Raw genomic sequence first — 15,924 nt, forward strand, 5'->3', positions numbered from 1 at the left:
GGGCGGAGAGCATCATGATCGGGTCGGCGCCCCGGGCCGACAGGTGGTGCACGCGGGCACGCGGGGTCAGGCCGTGTTCGCGTACGGCCCTGGGCGAGGCGACGAGCAGGGCGGCGGCGCCGTCGGAGATCTGGGAGGCCAGGGCTGCGGTGAGCCTGCCGCCTTCGGCCAGGGGCTTGAGCCCGGCCATCTTCTCGGGCGAGGTGTCCGCGCGCGGGCCCTCGTCCACTGCGACGCCCTCGTAGGGGGCGATCTCGCGCCGGAAGTGACCGGCCTCGATGGCGTGCAGGGCCCGCCGGTGCGACGTGTACGCGTACCGCTCCATCTCCTCGCGGGTGATCTGCCAGCGGGCGGCGATCTGCTCGGCCCCGGCGAACTGCGAGACCTCCCGCGTGCCGTACCGTTCGGCCCAGCCCTTGGAGCCCCCGAAGGGGGTCTCGTGCCCGAGCGGGCGGCCCGCGAGCATCGCGGCCGAGATGGGGACCATGCTCATGTTCTGCACGCCGCCGGCCACCACCAGGTCGTTCGTGCCGGAGAGCACGGCCTGGGCGGCGAAGTGCAACGCCTGCTGGGAGGAGCCGCACTGGCGGTCGATCGTGACGCCCGGCACCTCCTCGGGCAGGCCGGCGGCCAGCCAGCAGGTGCGGGCGACATCGCCGGCCTGCGGGCCGATGGTGTCGACGCAGCCGAAGATCACGTCTTCGACGGCCGAGGGGGCGGCGCCGGTGCGGCGCATCAGCTCCTTGAGCACGTGGGCGCCGAGGTCGGCGGGGTGCGCTCCGGCCAGTCCGCCGTTCCTCCGCCCGACGGGGGTGCGGACGGCTCCGACGATGTACGCCTCGCTCATCCTCGCATCGTAGCAAGCGCTTGGTCTAGCGCGGAACGCCGCATGAACTGGGCAGGTTAGGTGAACAAGCGATTGTCTGAGGCTTCATAATGGGAAGGTGACCACGCGAAAGAACTCCGGCACCGCGACCACCCCGGCCAAGCGCCAGCGCACGACCTCGTCAGGGTCGGCGTCTGAGCGCCGCGACCATCTCGTCAAGCTCGCCGCGGAGCTCTTCGCGCGCAAGGGCTTCCAGGCCACGACCGTCCGCGAGATCGCCGACGAGGCCGGCATCCTCTCAGGAAGTCTCTACCACCACTTCGACTCCAAGGAGACGATCGTCGACGAGGTGCTCTCCACCTTCCTCGACGACCTCATCGCCCGCTACCGCGCCGCCCTCGAGTCCGGTGGCGACGCTCGCACCGTGTTGTCGGAGATGGTCCGCATCGGCTTCGGCACGCTCGAGCCCCACCGCGCCGCGATCACCGTCATGCAGAACGACTGGAACTATCTGCGCCAGTTCCCCCGGTTCAACTACCTCGTCAAGGCCGAGGACGAGGTCGAGCAGATGTGGGTGGCGCAGATCAAGGCCGGCCAGGCGGCCGGGCTGTTCCGGCCCGACGTCGACCCCAAGCTGACCTACCGCATGATCCGCGACACCATCTGGGTCGCGGTCCGCTGGTTCCGCCCCGGCGGCAGGCTCAACACGAGCGGCCTGGCCGAGCACTACATCACCGTGTTGTTCGACGGGCTCGCCACGGGCGAGCGCACCACGCACCGGAAATGAGCCTCGGCAAGGCGGTGCGGCTGGCACTGCAGGAGGTCGCCGAGCCGGCCAAGGCCGAGACGATGCGCGCCTACATGAAGTCCGCGCTGCCGTTCCTCGGCGTCCAGGCCGTGGCCCGGCGGACGGCGCTGCGGCGGGTGTTCGCCGGGCACCGCCTGGCGACCGCGCCCGAGTGGCGCCGGGCGGTGCTGGCGTTGTGGCGGGAGGCCGAATACCGCGAGGAGCGCTATGCCGCCGTCGAGCTGTCCGGCCACCGCTACTACCGCGAGTTCCAGACCCTCTACACCGTGCCGATGTACGAAGAGATGATCGTCACCGGCGCCTGGTGGGACCTCGTCGACGAGCTGGCCACCCACCGCGTCGGCGGGCTGCTGGCCGCGTTCCCCGAGACCATGCGGCCGCTCATGCTGGAGTGGGCCCACGACGCCGACCTGTGGAAACGCCGCACCGCGATCCTCTGCCAAAACCGCTTCAAGGCGCGCACCGACACGGCCCTGCTCTACGCGTGCATCGAGCCGAGCCTGTCCGACAACGACTTCTTCGCGCGCAAGGCCATCGGCTGGGCGTTACGCGAATACGCCAAGACCAACCCCTCCGAGGTCGTACGCTACGTCAACGCCAAGGGCATCTCGGGCCTGAGCCGCCGTGAGGCGCTGAAGAACCTGCCCGCCACCTGAGACGCTATCCCAAGAGCGTCTGGGTGCCGAGGACGGCCAGCAGCGCGAGGCGTTCGGCGTCGTCGGTGCCGGGCTCGGCGGTGTAGACCATGATGCGCAGGTCGCCACCCGCCACGCTGAGCACGTCGCAGTCAAGCGTCACGGGGCCCACCTGCGGATGTTCGATCGTTTTGCGCGCCGCCTCGTGCCGGCCGACGATGCCGGAGTCCCACAACTCGGCGAACCGGTCGCTGCTCGCGCGCAACCGCGCGATCAGGCGGCCCACCTGCTGGTCGGCGGGATAGCGCCCGGCGGTGGCGCGCAGGTCGGCGACCAGCGCGGCCTCGAACGCGCGCCGTGCCTCGGGCGTGTGGCGCACCCGGCCGCCGGGGCCGACGAAGTTGCGCCACACACCGTTGCGGTCGTCGCCCCGCCATCCGGACGGATCGCCCATCAGCGCCGCGTACATCGGGTTGGCCAGGAGCAGCGTCCAGGCCGCGTCGTAGACCCCGACGGGTGTGCCGGCCAGCCTGTCGAGCAGCCGCTGGACGCTCGGAGTGATGAACCCGGGCACCATCTCGGGCCCCGGCGGCTCAAGCCCGGCCATCCGGAACAGGTAGGAACGCTCGTCCGCCGACAACCGCAGCGCCCGCGCCAGCGCCTCGACGACCTGGGCCGACGGGCTGACGGCGCGGCCCTGTTCGAGGCGGGTGATGTAGTCGGCGGAGATCCCGGCCAGCAGGGCGAGCTCCTCGCGGCGCAGCCCGGCCGCGCGCCGGCGACCGCCGCCGGGCAGCCCGACCGTCGCGGGCGAGACCCGGTCGCGCCAGCGCCGCACCGCCTGCCCGAATTCCGTCCGCGTCATGCCACCAGTGTGCACGTGGCACCGGTGTGCTCGCCTGGTACTGGCGGTCCCAGGACAACGGGGCCACTGGCCGGCCGGGGCCGCCCCGCCGGAGGCTGAGGACATGACGACAACACTGATCACCGGAGCGAACAAGGGCCTGGGCTTCGAGACCGCCCGCCGGCTCATCGAAGCAGGTCACACCGTGTACGCCGGCAGCAGGGACGCCGAACGCGGGCGCCTGGCGGCCGAGCGGCTGGGTGCGGGGTTCGTCCTGCTCGACGTCACCGACGACGACTCCGTCGCGGCCGCGGCCAAGACCATCGAGGCCGGCGGCGGGCTCGACGTGCTGGTCAACAACGCGGGCGTCGAAGGGCGCACCCCTGACGGAGGCGTCTTCGGCGCCGCGGACGTGACCGCCGGCATGATGCGCACGCTGTTCGAGACGAACGTCTTCGGCGTCGTCCGCGTCACCCACGCCTTCCTGCCGCTGCTGCGGCGCTCGGCGGCCCCCGTCATCGTCAACGTCAGCAGCGGCCTGGCGTCGCTGGCCGGGGTCACCACCGCGGGCACGCCGGCGTACGCCTACCCGGGTGTCGCCTATCCCGCGTCGAAGGCCGCGGTCAACATGATCACCGTGCAGTACGCGAAGGCGTTCCCCGGCATGCGGATCAACGCGGTGGAGCCCGGCTACACCGCGACGGACCTGAACGGGCACACGGGCACGCAGACCGTGGAGGAGGGCGCCGAGATCATCGTACGGATGGCGCAGGTGGGCCCCGACGGTCCGACCGGGGGGTACTTCGACGTCTCGGGCACTCTCCCGTGGTAGGTCACCTGGTCCACAGGGCGTCCTGGACCGCCTGCACCAGGGCCATCAGCTCCGGTGTGACGTGCTCCTTCGACCAGGCCAGGGCGTAGGTGATGCGCAGGTCGCCCGCGTCGAGCGGCACGAAGCGCACGTCGTCCCGCTTGATGGTCCTGGCCAGGAGGTGCGGGATCGGCAGCAACCCGGCGCCCGCCGCCACCAGGTCGAGCGCGGCGGCGAAGTCGTCGTCGGCCACCATGCGCGCGCGGCCGGGCAGCCCGGACCACGGCCGGCTGAACGGCGTGAGCAACACCTGGCCGCCCAGCTCTGCCGGGGCGACCTTGGCCGAGGGCGCCAGCCGGTGGCTCAAGGGGACGGCCAGGTGGTCGACGGTGACGTGGAACCGGGCGGCCGTGACGAACTGCGCGGGAGCGGGGGTGGCGAGGATGGCCGCGGAGATCTCACCGCTCGCCAGCGCCTGCGCGGCCGCTCCCCGGCCTGCGGGCCGGAGCTCCACGCCGAGCGCCGGGGTGCGGCTCGCGAGCCGCCTGGCGATCCGCGCGGCGAGCGCGCCGACGAGCGGAGGATAAGCAAGGTGAATGGTCGGCCGGGCCAGCCGCGCCGCCTCATCGGTGAACGCCCGGGCCGACTCGATCACCTGCCGCGCGTGCGCGAGCAGCGCCCTGCCTTCCGCCGTGAGCCGCACCTCGCGGGCCGTACGCTGGAAGAGCTGGATGCCGGTGGCGCGTTCGAGACGGGTGATGGCCTGGCTCATGGCGGGCTGCGACATCCCCAGGTCGGCGGCGGCCCTGGAGAAGCTGAGCCGTTCCGCCACCCTGGTAAAGCAATGGATCTCCCTGAGCATAAGCAGCACCAATACATAGTGCATGACGCGCGGGGTACTCGGCAGGATCTCAACGATCTGATCCACGTCCTAGGGAGCCTGGAAGATGTCCCCATTTCCCACGTCCACGGTGCTCGGATACCCGCGGATCGGCCCGCACAGGGAGCTGAAGCGGGCGCTGGAGTCCTACTGGGACGGGCGCGCCACCCGCGACGATCTCGACCGGGTGGGCGCCGAGATCCGCGAGCGGACCTGGCGCAGGCTGGCCGAGCTGGGGTTGGAGGGGCTGCCGAGCAACACCTTCTCGATGTACGACCAGGTGCTGGACACGGCCGTGCTGCTGGGCGCGGTGCCGGCGCGCTATCGCGACGCGGACGACCCCTATTTCGCGATGGCCAGGGGCACCGAGCAGTTGGCCCCGCTGCGGATGACGAAATGGTTCGACACGAACTACCACTACATCGTGCCGGAGATCGGGCCCGACACGGTGTTCGAGCTCGACCCGGGCAAGCCGCTGTCCGAGGTGCGGGAGGCGCGGGCGCTGGGGTACGAGACGCGGCCCGTGGTGGTGGGGCCGGTGACGTTCCTGCTGCTGGCCTCGGCCCTCGACCGGCTGGACGAGGTGCTCGCCTGCTACGAGGAGCTGCTGTCCGTGCTCGCCGCGGAGGGCGTCGCATGGGTGCAGCTCGACGAGCCGGCGCTGGTGGCCGACCGGACGCCGGAGGAGCTGGCCGCCGTACGGACCGCGTACGAGCGGCTGGGGGCCGCCGGTGCGCGGCCGGGGTTGTTCGTGGCCACGTACTTCGGTGAGACGGGAGAGGCGCTGCCGGTGCTGGCCGGCACGCCGGTGGAGGCCATCGGCGTCGACCTGGTCAGGGGCGGCGTGCCGGGAATCGACCTGCCGGGCAAGACCGTGGTCGCGGGTGTCGTGTCGGGGCGCGACGTGTGGCGCACCTCGCCCGAGCGGGCGCTGGCGGCGCTGGCCGGCGTACGCGCCGGGCGGGTGACGGTGAGCACCTCGTGCTCGCTGCTGCACGTGCCCTACGACGTGGCGGCCGAGCCCCGGCTGGATCCGGCGCTGAAGGAGCGGCTGGCGTTCGCCGAGCAGAAGGTGGCCGAGGTGGTGGCGCTCTCGCGGACCGCCTTCCCCTCGTCCACCGCCGGTCTCGTCCCGGCCGCGCCGTCCGTGGCGCCGTCCGTGGCGCCGTCCGTGGCGCCGTCCGTGGCGCCGTCCGTGGCGCCGTCCGTGGCGCTGCCCGCGCCCGTGGCGGCGGAGGGGCGCGGCCCGTACGCGGAGCGCGCGGCGGCCCAGGCCGAGCGCCTGCGGCTGCCTCCGCTGCCGACCACCACGATCGGGTCGTTCCCGCAGACCGGCGCGCTCCGCGCGGCCAGGGCGGCGGTCGCGGCGGGCACGCTGTCGCGGGAGGACTACGAGCGGCGGGTCGAGGCCGAGATCGAGCGGGTCATCCGGCTGCAGGAGGGGCTCGGCCTCGACGTCCTCGTGCACGGGGAGCCGGAGCGCAACGACATGGTCCAGTATTTCGCCGAGCACCTCGACGGTTTCGCCGTCACCGCCAACGGCTGGGTCCAGTCGTACGGGTCGCGCTGCACCCGGCCGCCGATCCTGCACGGCGACGTCGGCCGTCCTTCGCCGATCACCGTCCGGTGGGCGGCCTATGCGCAGTCGCTCACCGGCAAAGCGGTCAAGGGCATGCTCACCGGGCCCGTCACGATCGTGGCCTGGTCGTTCGTCCGCGACGACCTGCCGCTGCGTGACGTGGTGTTCCAGGTGGCCGACGCGGTGCGCGAGGAGGTGAGCGACCTTGAGGCCGCCGGGGTGAAGATCATCCAGGTGGACGAGCCGGCGCTGCGTGAGCTGCTGCCGCTGCGGCGGGCCGCGCAGGACGACTACCTGGAGTGGGCGGTGGCGACGTACCGGAGGGCCACGTCGGGGGCGAGCGACCGCACGCAGATCCACACGCACCTGTGCTATTCGGACGCCGACCAGATCCTGGCCGCCATCGACGGCCTGGACGCCGACGTGACCACCATCGAGTCGGCCCGGTCGGGAGGCAGGATCCTGGGAGCGGTGAAGGCGTTCGGGCGCGGGCTCGGGCCGGGCGTCTACGACATCCACTCGCCGCGCGTGCCGAGCGCGGCGGAGGTCGAGGAGCTGCTGCGCGCGACGCTGGCGGTGCTGCCCGCGGAGCGCGTGTGGGTCAACCCGGACTGCGGGCTGAAGACGCGGACGTACGAGCAGGTGGAGGCGTCGCTGGCGAACGTGGTCGCGGCCGCCCGCGAACTGCGCGACGCGTTGTGAGGCTCAGGCGTGGCGCTCGGTGAACTCCTCGATCGTCATGCCGAACAGCACCTCGTCGTCGAAGCGGCCGCCCGCGTAGTGGCATCTGCGCCGGCGGCCCTCTTCGACGAAGCCCAGCCGCCGGTGCAGGGCCAGCGACGCGTCGTTGGAGGAGTAGACCCTGGCCTCGGCCTTCTGGAACCGGCGCTCGTAGAACATGTAACGCAGCAGCAGGAGGAGGGCCTCGGTGGCGTAGCCCATACGGTGGTGCGGCGTGCCGATGGCGATGCCGTAAAGGAAGACGCCATGGACGCGGTCGGCCCCGTGAGTGAGGAGCGATCCGACCGGGGCGTTGCCGTCCTTGGCGGCGATCACGAGCGAGAACTCGTCGAGATCGGCATCCTGCTCGGCCTCCTCGGCCATCCGCTTCTTCATGCGGGCGGCCGACATGGGCGGCTCGATCCGCCAGGCGTTCCTGACCGCGTCAGAGTGCTCGTCGAAGGCCTGGAACGCCTCCCAGTCCGTCGGCTCCCTGGCGCGCAGGCGTACGCGCTCGCCCACCCAGATCGATACCATTGCAGCAGTCAACCAGACCGCGCCCGCCCGCAGCGAACCGATTACCGCCGCTGAAAGTTTCACCAGGTTTGGGCAGGCAGGGGGCCTGGCGGCGCCTGCTCGCTTGACTATGTCCCGGGCGCTCGCTGATCTAATCCCAGGAAAGCGCTTTCCTTCGGATGGGAGCAGACAGTGAGATCCTTACCTCAGGCCACCGGACAGGGCTGGCGGCGCCTGCTCGCCGTCCTGGCGGCGGCGATCCTCGCCCTGACCGGCGCCGTCGTCGCGCAGCCGCCGCCCGCGAGCGCGGCCAGCGTCGACACCAGCGCCTGGTACGTGCTGGTCAACCGGCACAGCGGCAAGGCCCTCGACCTGTACGACTTCGCGACCGGCGACGGCGCGCCGATCGTGCAGTGGGCCCGCAACGACGGAAACCAGCAGCAGTGGCAGTTCGTCAGCTCGGGCGACGGCTACTACCGGCTCAAGTCGCGCCACAGCGGCAAGGTGCTGGACGTCTACGAGTGGTCAGCCGAGGGCGGCGCGGAGATCGTCCAGTGGGCCGACCTGAACGCCGCCAACCAGCAGTTCCGCCTGGCCGACTCCGACGGCGGCCACGTCCGGCTGATCAACCGCAACAGCGGCAAGGCCCTGGAGGTCTGGGAGTGGTCCACCGCGGACGGCGGCCGCATCTCCCAGTGGGACGACCTCGGCGGCGCCAACCAGCAGTGGCAGCTCGTCAAGATGGGCGGCGGCGGGTCCGGCGACTGCGGCAGCGGGTCGTTCAACGCCGAGGCCGTGCTCAACGGCAGCACCTGGACGGCCAGGAACGGCGGCACCACCCTCTACACCGGCGGCAGCATGATCGAGGCCATGCGCGCGGCTGTGGGCAGCCTGACGTCCGGCCGCACCTCCAAGCAGAAGGTGATCGTCCGCGGCTCCGGCTCGATGAACGCCAACCAGTCGCTTGACCTGCCCAGCTACACCGTCCTCGAGGTCTGCGGCACGATCAACGTGTCGGGGAGCATCAGCGCCAACAACGCGGCCGTACGCGTCCAGAACGTCACCGACGTCGAGGTCACCCACCTCAACGTGACCGGCAACCCGTACTTCGGGGTGTTCGTCCGCAATGGCACCAACATCACGCTCGGCCGGCTCGACCTGCGGCTCGGGTCGTCCGGGCTCGGCGTCCGCATCGACAACCACGCCAACAGGAACGTCCGCACCCGCAACGTGCGCATCGACAGCGTGTACGCCTCCGGCGGCAGCAGCCACGGCGTCGAGACGTACGGCGTGGACGGCATCACCATCGGCACCGTCACGGCGCGCAACACCGGCGAGTCGGGCCTGCTGCTCAACGACACGATCAACGCCACGGTCGGCACCGTCGACGCCCAGGGCGCCGGCACCGGCACCGGGTACGCGGCCTTCCGCATGGCCAACCGCAACGGCCGCATCGGCAGTGGCTACCCGACCAACGTCCGGGTCGGCACCGTCGTCGCCAGGGGCGGCGGACGCGGTGTCTTCTGCGTCTCGGAGAGCGGCGGCGCCGTCATCGACCGCGTGGACATCGCCCAGACCGGCAGCAACTCGATCCTGATCGAGAACTGCTACAACGTCACCATCGCCGCCCAGAGCGGCACCGTGAACGGCTCCGACATCCGCATCGCCGCCCGCAGCGAGTTCCCCGTGACGTCGGACATCACGCTGCAGAACCTGACGCTGACCAACTCCGCCATCAACGAGAACCCGTGCGGCAACAACATCGTCATCCGTAACATCGAGCTGGTGAACTCGCAGATCAACCGTTGTTGACGCGCCCTGTGGGCGAGGCCGCGTTCCGGCGCGGCCTCGCCCGGGTCACTTCAGCGCTCCCGAGGTCAGACCGGACTGGATCTGCCGCTGGAAGACCACGTAGACGACCAGCATGGGCAGGATGGCCAGGGTGAGGGCGGCGAACAGGGCCGCCCAGTCCGCGTCGTATCCGGCGGCGGTGGAGATGTCGGCGATGCCCTGGGTGAGCACCCACTTGTCGCGGTCCTGGAGCAGGATCAGGGGCTTTTGGTACTGGTTCCACTGACCCAGGATGTTGAAGATCGTGATGCTGATGATGCCGGGCTTGGCCATCGGGAGCATGATCTGGAAGAAGACCCTGGTGTGCGATGCCCCGTCCACCATCGCAGCCTCGCCGACCGCCGTCGGCAGCGTGCGGAAGAAGGCGGCCAGGAAGAAGATGGTGAACGGCATCGAATAGGCGATGTACACCAGCACCGCGCCCGCGTACGTGTTCAGCCCGATGAACTGCCCGATCACCGGTATGTTGCCCATGTTCTGGACCACGAAGAACAGCGGGGTCAGTGCCAGGAAGAACGGGAAGGCCAGGCCCGAGACGAACAACATGTAGATCGCCCGGTTGCCGCGGAAGGGGTAGCGCGCCAGCACGTACGCCGCCATAGAGCCGATGAGCATCGTGCCGAACGTGCTGAACGACACCACGATGACGCTGTTGAGCATGTACTTGCCGATGTGGGCCTGCTCCCAGGCCCTGGCGAAGTTGTCCCAGCGCAACGTGGCCGGGAGCGACCACGCGTGGCCGAAGATCTCGTCCTCGCTCTTGACCGAGGCCAGGAAGGTCCAGATGATCGGCACCGTCACGAGGAGAGTCCAGATCGCCAGCGTCAGGTGCGTCAGCACGCCCAGCGGCCCCAGCCGCCGCCGCCGCTCCGCGCGGGCGGCGCTTCTCGAAGGCGCCCCTGTGGTCGCGGGGGTCATCGTAGCCATCTCTCTCAGTACTCGATTCGTTCGCGCCGCGACAGGCGCAGCGACAGGATCGCGAAGCCGACGGTGAAGAAGAACATCACCACGCCAAGGGCGGAGGCGTAGCCGAACCGGAAGTATTCGAAGGCGTTGCGGTAGATCTCGGCCGGCATGACCGTGGTCGACCAGTCGGGCCCGCCCTGCTGGTCGGTCATCACCCAGACGATCGCGAAGGCGTCCATGGCGAGGATGCCCAGATAGACCCAGGCGACCTGGACGGTGTCCCACAGCAGCGGAAGCGTGATGCGGAAGAACAGGGTGATCCGGTTGGCCCCGTCGATCTGGGCGGCCTCGAACATGTCCTTGGGGATGCCCGCCAGCCCGGCCGAGAACAGCACGACGTAGAAGCCGACCGCCTGCCAGACCAGGACGCCGAGCACCGACCAGAACGCGATATCAGGGTCGGACAGGAACCCGATCGCGTCGAGCCCGAGCCCCATCAGCGGGGCGTTCAGCATGCCGCTGCCGTCGGGCCGGAACACCTGCTGGAAGAGCACCGCCACGATGGTGACGGCCAGGACCTGCGGGAAGAAGAAGACCACCCGGTAGAAGCCGGACCCGGGAATGCCCGACACGCCCTGCCGCCCTCCCACGTTGAGCAGGAAGGCGAAGAACAGGGCGATGACGATCGTGATCAGCGGCAGCAGCACGAGCAGGGCGCCGTTGTGGGTGACCGCCTTCCAGAAGACGCTGTCACCCAGCAACCGCTGGAAGTTGTCGAGCCCGATGAACGTCGGCGCGGCCGTCACGCCGCGCCAGTCGGTCATCGCGATGTAGAACGCCTGGATGTACGGCGAGATCACGTAGACCAGGTAGAGAATCACCGGGGCTGCCAGGAACGAGGTGATGAACAGCCCACGGCGATACCTGTTGAACAGCATCAGCGCTTGTACTTCTTGATGGAGGAGTCGTTCTTGATCTCGTCGGCCTTCTTCTGGACGCGCTCGAGGTACGCCTTCGCGGTCAGCCGGCCGGACATGAGCTCGCCGGTGGCGGCCTTGGCCTCGTCGTTGAGCGGCCCGTACCACTTGTCCCAGCGGTAGTAGACGGTGTTCTCGCCCGCGTCGGCGACCGCCCTGGAGGCGCTGGTGACGCCCGGTGAGATGTCGCGGCCCTCGCTGGCGCCCTTGACCACCGTGACCGTGGTGACCAGCTCGCTGAAGTCGCCGGCCGCCTTCTTCGACAACATGGCGCGCAGATATTCCACGCCGGCCTGCGGGTGGGCGCTCTTGGCGGAGACGATGAAGTTCTCGCCGGGCTGGGTGTGCAGGGTGCCGTACGGCATCGCGTCGGAGCCGGTGATGTCGGGGAGGGGGAACATCGCGTACGCGAAGTCGTCCGGCGTGGTGGTCTTCTGCTCGTTCTCCAGCCACGAGCCGCAGGGCAGCATGGCCACCTGGTTCTTGTTCTGGGCGGTCTGCGTCTGCACGTGGTCGAGGCCGGCGGTGCCCTGCATGAGATATTTGGCGCCCACCTCGGCCCAGCGCTCGGCGGCGGTCCGCACGGGCTCGGCGGTCCAGGCGCCATCTTCCAGGTTGTCGATGTTGACCAGCACCTCCTTGCCGCCGATCTTCGCGGCCATGGTGAGCAGCGGCTCGTACAAGTACTGCGGATGCTTGCCGGCGTAGGTGAAGGGCGCCATCTCGCCCGACTTCTTGACGGTCTCGCACAGCGCGAGGAACGCGTCCCAGGTCTTCGGAACCTCCCAGCCGTTGTCCGTGAAGACCTTCTGCGAATACCAGATGCCGTGGATGTAGTTGACGTAGCCGAGGACGCTGAACTTGCCGTCGTAGGTGCCGATGTCGATCACCGCCTGGTCCAGGAGGTCGCGCACCTTGACGTTGGGGTCGTCCCACGAGGGCGCGTCGAGCAGCGGCGTCAGGTCCTGCAGCTGCCCGTCCTGGGAGAGGGCGCCGAAGTCCATGAAGTTGGCGCCGGAGTTGTCGATCACCTCGGGAGGGTTTCCCCCGGCGAAGCGCGGCTGGAGGACCTTGGTGATCTCCTTGGTGGAGTTGTGCTTGATCTCGACGTTCGCGTACTTGCTCTTGAACAGCGGCTGGTGGATGTCCGTGGCGTAGGCCTGGCCGAAGCCTCCGTCGAAGATCCACACCTCGAGGGGTTTGTCACCCACGCCGAACGGGTTGGCCGCGCTGGTGGCGGCCGGCGCCGCCGAGGAGGGCGCGGGCTGGGAGGCAGGGGTCGCGCACGCGGCGAGCGCGCCCGCCACGGGCACGAGAGCGGCACCGCGAAGAAGCTCGCGCCTGGTGATTTGGGGGGTGTTGGGCATGGTTACTGCTCCTGACTTTTCATGCTCCGCGCCTGATACGCCCTGCGTAGCGGCTCTCCAGCGCCTTGTTGTGCTCGTCCCCGCCCGCCACGTTGGCCGACAGGTAGATGGGAGGCGTCTCGCCCATCGCGACGAGCTCGTCCACCGCCTCGGTGACCACCATCTGCGCGAGCAGCGCGGAGGTGATCGTGGAGACCGCACCGTAGCTGCCGCCTCCTGGCAGGTCGAGAAGGGCGTCGCCGTACGGCGCGCCGTTGTCCAGCACGACGTCGGCCAGGTCGAGCAGCTTGCCGCCCGACGGGTGGCGCGAGGTCATCTGGGTGCTGTGCTTGACCGAGGTCAGCGCGATCATGGGATGGCCCTGGTCCTTGACGATCCTCGCCAGCTCGACGACCGTGCCGTTCACGCCAGAGCTGGAGATCAGCACGAACACGTCCTGCGGCGCGACCGGCGCCAGGTCGTAGATCTGCCGCGCGACGGCCGGGTCGCGTTCCAGCTCCGGGGTCAGCACGCCGGGCGGCTGCCCGCCGTACAGGACGAGGTCTCTCGGCGAGAGGCGGTTGCTGGGGACGAGGCCGCCGGCCCGTCCGGCGATCTCCATGGCGATGGCCTCGGAATGCCCGGAGCCGAAGGCGTTGACCACGCCGTCCGCCCTGAGCGAGGCCACGAGCAGCGCCGCCGCCTTCCGCACCGGCTCGGCCTGGCTCTCCGCGACCTGGCGCGCCAGATCGAGGACCTTGTCTGCGTACGTCATCTAGCCTCTCTCCACCCGATGGCTTTCCACGGCACTGATCGTTCGCTCGAACGCCTCGTTGGTCCGTTCGTACGTGCTCTGGGCGATCGCCACGTAGACGGCGTCCAGCACGAACAGTTGCGAGTGGACGGCGGCCAGCCCGCCGAGCCGGAACGTGGTCTCCCTGCTGGCGGTGGTCAGCATCAGCTCGGCCAGCTCGGCCAGCGGGGAGCGGGCGAAAGAGGTGACGGCGACCGTCAGCGCGCCGTGGCTGCCGGCCTCGGCCAGCGCCTCGATGACCTCGCGGGTGCGGCCCCTGTGGCTGATGCCGATGGCCACGTCGCCCTCCTCGAGCAGCGCCGCCTCCGACAGCGCCACGTGCGCGTCTCCCGCGCTCCAGCAGGGGACGCCGATGCGGCGCAGCCGGCCTTCGAACATGGTGGCGACGTTACCGCTGGTGGAGACGCCGACGATGAGGACGCGCGGGGCGGCCACGACGGCGGCGGCCACCTGGGCGACCACGTCGAGGTCGAGTTGCGCGGCGGTGTCGTGGATCAACCGGACGTCGGCGGCGGCCATCACCTCGATGGCCGCGTCGAGCGGGTCGTCGGGGGTGATCTCGTGGCCGACGCCCGCGCCCCAGCCCGCCTGCGCCGCCCGCCCGGTCTCGGTGGCGAGGGCGACGCGCAGCTCGGCGTAGCCGGAGAAGCCGAACGCCCGGCAGAACCTGGTCACGGTGGCGGGCGAGCTGCCGGCGCGCTCGGCCAGCGCGATGATGGTCGACCGCGCGGCCTCGGCCGGATCGCCGAGAATCACCTCGCCCACCCTGCGCAGTGCCTCGGGCAAACCGGGTAGCTCTGTTTCGACGCGCCCTAGCGCTCCTGAAGTCACGAATATTCCTTCCGAATACTCGGTCTTCTGGCGAAAATTATTCTTGCTTCCTGGCCACGTCAAGCCCCAGACTCAGTCCGTGATGCAATCGCTAGTCGTCGGTGTCGATGCCGGAGCCACCTCCACGCGGGTGGCTGTTCACACGCTCGACGGCACGCGGGTGGGCTATGCACGGGCGGGCGCGGGCAATCCGACCGCCCACGGGCTGACCAAGGCGGTGTCGGCGATCGCGACCGCGCTCGGGCAGGCGCTCGGCTCCCTCGACGGGTCGCGGGTGGTCGCCTCGCTGGCCGGGGTCGCGGGGCACGTCCAGGAGATGGTGCCCGCGCTGGCGAAGGTCTGGGCCGGGCACGGCATCGCCGCGGGGCCGCGTTACATGGGCGACGTGCCGATCGCCTACGCCGCGGGGTCACCCGAGCCGGACGGCTCGCTGCTGCTGTCGGGCACGGGCGCGGTCGCGGCCAGGATCGCCGGGTTCGAGCTCGGCGTGGTCGCCGACGGGCTGGGATGGTTGCTGGGCGACGCGGGCTCGGGCTTCTGGATCGGCCGCGAGGCCGCCAAGGCGGTGGTCGACGCCTTCGACCGCGGCCTGCCGGTCGCGGCCCTGGACCACACGGCGCCGGACGCGGACCGCGATCCGGCTCCTGACGCGGAAGCGAACCGCCGGCCCGGCTCTGGCGCGGGAGCGGACCGCGAGCCCGCTCCTGGCACGGGAACGGACCGCGAGCCCGCTCCTGGCGCGAGCGGTGCGGGGGCCGGGAGCGGCCTGCTCGTCGCCCTCGTCGGCGAACACTTTCTCGGCGACGAGCGGCCCGCCGCGCCGCGCGCCGTCGCCGACCGCATCGTACGCCTGGCGCAGGCCGACCACATGCGCCTGGCGAAGTTGGCGTCGCTGGTCAGCCGGGCCGCGTCGGAAGGCGACCCGCTTGCCACCGGGATCGTGCGCGAGGCGGCCGGCCACCTGGTCGCCACGCTCAGAAGGGTGCACGCGTCAGGGCCCGTGGTGCTGGCAGGCAGCGTGCTGACCAGCCCAGGGCCGGTGCGCCAGACCGTGACGGAGTTGCTCGCGGGCGAGCAGGTCACGACGGCGGGTGACGCGGCGAGCGCGGCGGCCTGGCTGGCGGCCCGCGACCTGCTCCCGGAGCCCGACGCCAAGGCCCTGCACACCGCCTTCACCACCACCTTCTGACGGGGGCACCACGGGCTCAAGGTGTCGGTTCTTCAGCCGCAGGGGCGATCAGATCTTCTTGACGACGATCGAGTCGGGGACCAGCTTCTCCAGGTCATCCTCGTCTGAGGTGCAGGTGGTGACCTGGCCTTCCTGCTGGCGCGCGATGACGGCCAGCACGGCGTCGATCGCGTGCTTGTGGCCGTGCAACTTGGCATCGGCCAGGAACCTTCGCGTCTGCCGAGCCTGATCCTTCCCTATCGCGGCCACGTCGAGCCGGGACAGCACCCAGTCCCAGCGTTGCTCGGTGATTCTGCCGTCATGAGCCTCGATCACCGTCATTGGAGACGTCACCACCTCCGCCTGCCCCCGCGCCGCGAGATCCAGCCAAGCGATCATTTTCTGTCGCCAC

At 70.4% G+C, this 15,924-nt stretch carries 16 protein-coding genes; 6 read left to right on the plus strand and 10 right to left on the minus strand.

Annotation, left to right across the window (positions count from 1 at the left end):
- The coding region (locus E1294_RS23595) for an acetyl-CoA C-acyltransferase (RefSeq protein WP_132511581.1) at window positions 1-847 on the minus strand (847 nt) is incomplete at its 3' end.
- 97 nt (window positions 848-944) lie between these two features.
- Between E1294_RS23595 and E1294_RS23600 the strand changes: the two genes are divergently transcribed.
- A complete protein-coding gene (locus tag E1294_RS23600; RefSeq protein WP_132511583.1) occupies window positions 945-1,613 on the plus strand; it encodes a TetR/AcrR family transcriptional regulator in 669 nt (222 codons plus the stop codon).
- A complete protein-coding gene (locus tag E1294_RS23605) occupies window positions 1,610-2,290 on the plus strand; it encodes a DNA alkylation repair protein (protein ID WP_132511585.1) in 681 nt (226 codons plus the stop codon). Before E1294_RS23600 ends, E1294_RS23605 begins: the two co-directional genes overlap by 4 nt.
- A 4-nt stretch (window positions 2,291-2,294) precedes the next feature.
- Here E1294_RS23605 and E1294_RS23610 read toward each other — a convergent pair whose 3' ends face one another.
- Window positions 2,295-3,134 carry a helix-turn-helix domain-containing protein gene (locus tag E1294_RS23610; RefSeq protein ID WP_132511587.1) on the minus strand — a complete coding sequence of 280 codons (840 nt, stop codon included), beginning with the start codon at window positions 3,132-3,134 and terminating at the stop codon, window positions 2,295-2,297.
- 103 nt (window positions 3,135-3,237) lie between these two features.
- On the opposite strand from E1294_RS23610, the gene E1294_RS23615 reads away from it, so the two are divergent.
- A complete protein-coding gene (locus tag E1294_RS23615; protein ID WP_132511589.1) occupies window positions 3,238-3,945 on the plus strand; it encodes an SDR family NAD(P)-dependent oxidoreductase in 708 nt (235 codons plus the stop codon).
- A gap of 1 nt (window position 3,946) precedes the next feature.
- Here E1294_RS23615 and E1294_RS23620 read toward each other — a convergent pair whose 3' ends face one another.
- Entirely contained in the window at window positions 3,947-4,810 is an 864-nt protein-coding gene (locus E1294_RS23620) for a LysR family transcriptional regulator (protein ID WP_132511591.1), read from the minus strand.
- 61 nt (window positions 4,811-4,871) lie between these two features.
- Here E1294_RS23620 and metE point away from each other — a divergent pair, with 61 nt between their 5' ends.
- Window positions 4,872-7,085 (plus strand): 5-methyltetrahydropteroyltriglutamate--homocysteine S-methyltransferase, encoded by a 2,214-nt coding sequence (gene metE / locus E1294_RS23625; protein WP_132511593.1) that lies wholly within the window; start codon window positions 4,872-4,874, stop codon window positions 7,083-7,085.
- Between the two features lie 3 nt (window positions 7,086-7,088).
- On the opposite strand, the gene E1294_RS23630 is transcribed toward metE, so the two are convergent.
- A complete protein-coding gene (locus E1294_RS23630) occupies window positions 7,089-7,640 on the minus strand; it encodes a GNAT family N-acetyltransferase (RefSeq protein WP_132511595.1) in 552 nt (183 codons plus the stop codon).
- Between the two features lie 171 nt (window positions 7,641-7,811).
- On the opposite strand from E1294_RS23630, the gene E1294_RS23635 reads away from it, so the two are divergent.
- A complete protein-coding gene (locus E1294_RS23635) occupies window positions 7,812-9,431 on the plus strand; it encodes an RICIN domain-containing protein (protein ID WP_425465219.1) in 1,620 nt (539 codons plus the stop codon).
- A 45-nt stretch (window positions 9,432-9,476) separates the two neighbouring features.
- On the opposite strand, the gene E1294_RS23640 is transcribed toward E1294_RS23635, so the two are convergent.
- From E1294_RS23640 to E1294_RS23660, 5 genes are read right to left on the minus strand one after another with little or no spacing between them, the layout of a single operon-like run.
- Entirely contained in the window at window positions 9,477-10,388 is a 912-nt protein-coding gene (locus tag E1294_RS23640; protein ID WP_132511597.1) for a carbohydrate ABC transporter permease, read from the minus strand.
- Between the two features lie 14 nt (window positions 10,389-10,402).
- Window positions 10,403-11,314 carry a carbohydrate ABC transporter permease gene (locus E1294_RS23645; RefSeq protein ID WP_132511599.1) on the minus strand — a complete coding sequence of 304 codons (912 nt, stop codon included), beginning with the start codon at window positions 11,312-11,314 and terminating at the stop codon, window positions 10,403-10,405.
- A complete protein-coding gene (gene ngcE, locus E1294_RS23650; RefSeq protein WP_132511601.1) occupies window positions 11,314-12,720 on the minus strand; it encodes an N-acetylglucosamine/diacetylchitobiose ABC transporter substrate-binding protein in 1,407 nt (468 codons plus the stop codon). Before ngcE ends, E1294_RS23645 begins: the two co-directional genes overlap by 1 nt.
- 19 nt (window positions 12,721-12,739) lie before the next feature.
- Entirely contained in the window at window positions 12,740-13,474 is a 735-nt protein-coding gene (locus tag E1294_RS23655; protein WP_132511603.1) for a sugar isomerase domain-containing protein, read from the minus strand.
- Window positions 13,475-14,344, minus strand: coding sequence for a MurR/RpiR family transcriptional regulator (locus tag E1294_RS23660; RefSeq protein ID WP_132511605.1), 870 nt, complete (start codon window positions 14,342-14,344; stop codon window positions 13,475-13,477). It lies immediately after the preceding gene.
- An 82-nt stretch (window positions 14,345-14,426) separates the two neighbouring features.
- On the opposite strand from E1294_RS23660, the gene E1294_RS23665 reads away from it, so the two are divergent.
- Window positions 14,427-15,533, plus strand: a complete 1,107-nt coding sequence (locus E1294_RS23665) for an N-acetylglucosamine kinase (RefSeq protein ID WP_342775075.1) — start codon at window positions 14,427-14,429, stop codon at window positions 15,531-15,533.
- Window positions 15,534-15,581: 48 nt separating this feature from the next.
- Here E1294_RS23665 and E1294_RS23670 read toward each other — a convergent pair whose 3' ends face one another.
- The gene (locus E1294_RS23670; RefSeq protein ID WP_246083220.1) at window positions 15,582-15,854 is read right to left on the minus strand and encodes a hypothetical protein; all 273 of its coding nucleotides are present in this window, start codon (window positions 15,852-15,854) and stop codon (window positions 15,582-15,584) included.
- Between the last annotated feature and the right edge of the window lie 70 nt (window positions 15,855-15,924).

Origin of the sequence: Nonomuraea diastatica (genome assembly GCF_004349015.1) — a bacterium.
GTDB lineage: Bacteria > Actinomycetota > Actinomycetes > Streptosporangiales > Streptosporangiaceae > Nonomuraea > Nonomuraea diastatica.

Coding starts and splice junctions, on each gene's coding strand:
- E1294_RS23655 (WP_132511603.1), bottom strand. CDS start 13,474: ATGACGTACGCAGACAAGGTCCTCGATCTGGCGCGCCAGGTCGCGGAG.
- ngcE (WP_132511601.1), bottom strand. CDS start 12,720: ATGCCCAACACCCCCCAAATCACCAGGCGCGAGCTTCTTCGCGGTGCC.
- E1294_RS23620 (WP_132511591.1), bottom strand. CDS start 4,810: ATGCACTATGTATTGGTGCTGCTTATGCTCAGGGAGATCCATTGCTTT.
- E1294_RS23615 (WP_132511589.1), top strand. CDS start 3,238: ATGACGACAACACTGATCACCGGAGCGAACAAGGGCCTGGGCTTCGAG.
- E1294_RS23645 (WP_132511599.1), bottom strand. CDS start 11,314: ATGCTGTTCAACAGGTATCGCCGTGGGCTGTTCATCACCTCGTTCCTG.
- E1294_RS23610 (WP_132511587.1), bottom strand. CDS start 3,134: ATGACGCGGACGGAATTCGGGCAGGCGGTGCGGCGCTGGCGCGACCGG.
- E1294_RS23640 (WP_132511597.1), bottom strand. CDS start 10,388: ATGACCCCCGCGACCACAGGGGCGCCTTCGAGAAGCGCCGCCCGCGCG.
- E1294_RS23670 (WP_246083220.1), bottom strand. CDS start 15,854: ATGACGGTGATCGAGGCTCATGACGGCAGAATCACCGAGCAACGCTGG.
- E1294_RS23630 (WP_132511595.1), bottom strand. CDS start 7,640: ATGGTATCGATCTGGGTGGGCGAGCGCGTACGCCTGCGCGCCAGGGAG.
- E1294_RS23605 (WP_132511585.1), top strand. CDS start 1,610: ATGAGCCTCGGCAAGGCGGTGCGGCTGGCACTGCAGGAGGTCGCCGAG.
- E1294_RS23665 (WP_342775075.1), top strand. CDS start 14,427: ATGCAATCGCTAGTCGTCGGTGTCGATGCCGGAGCCACCTCCACGCGG.
- metE (WP_132511593.1), top strand. CDS start 4,872: ATGTCCCCATTTCCCACGTCCACGGTGCTCGGATACCCGCGGATCGGC.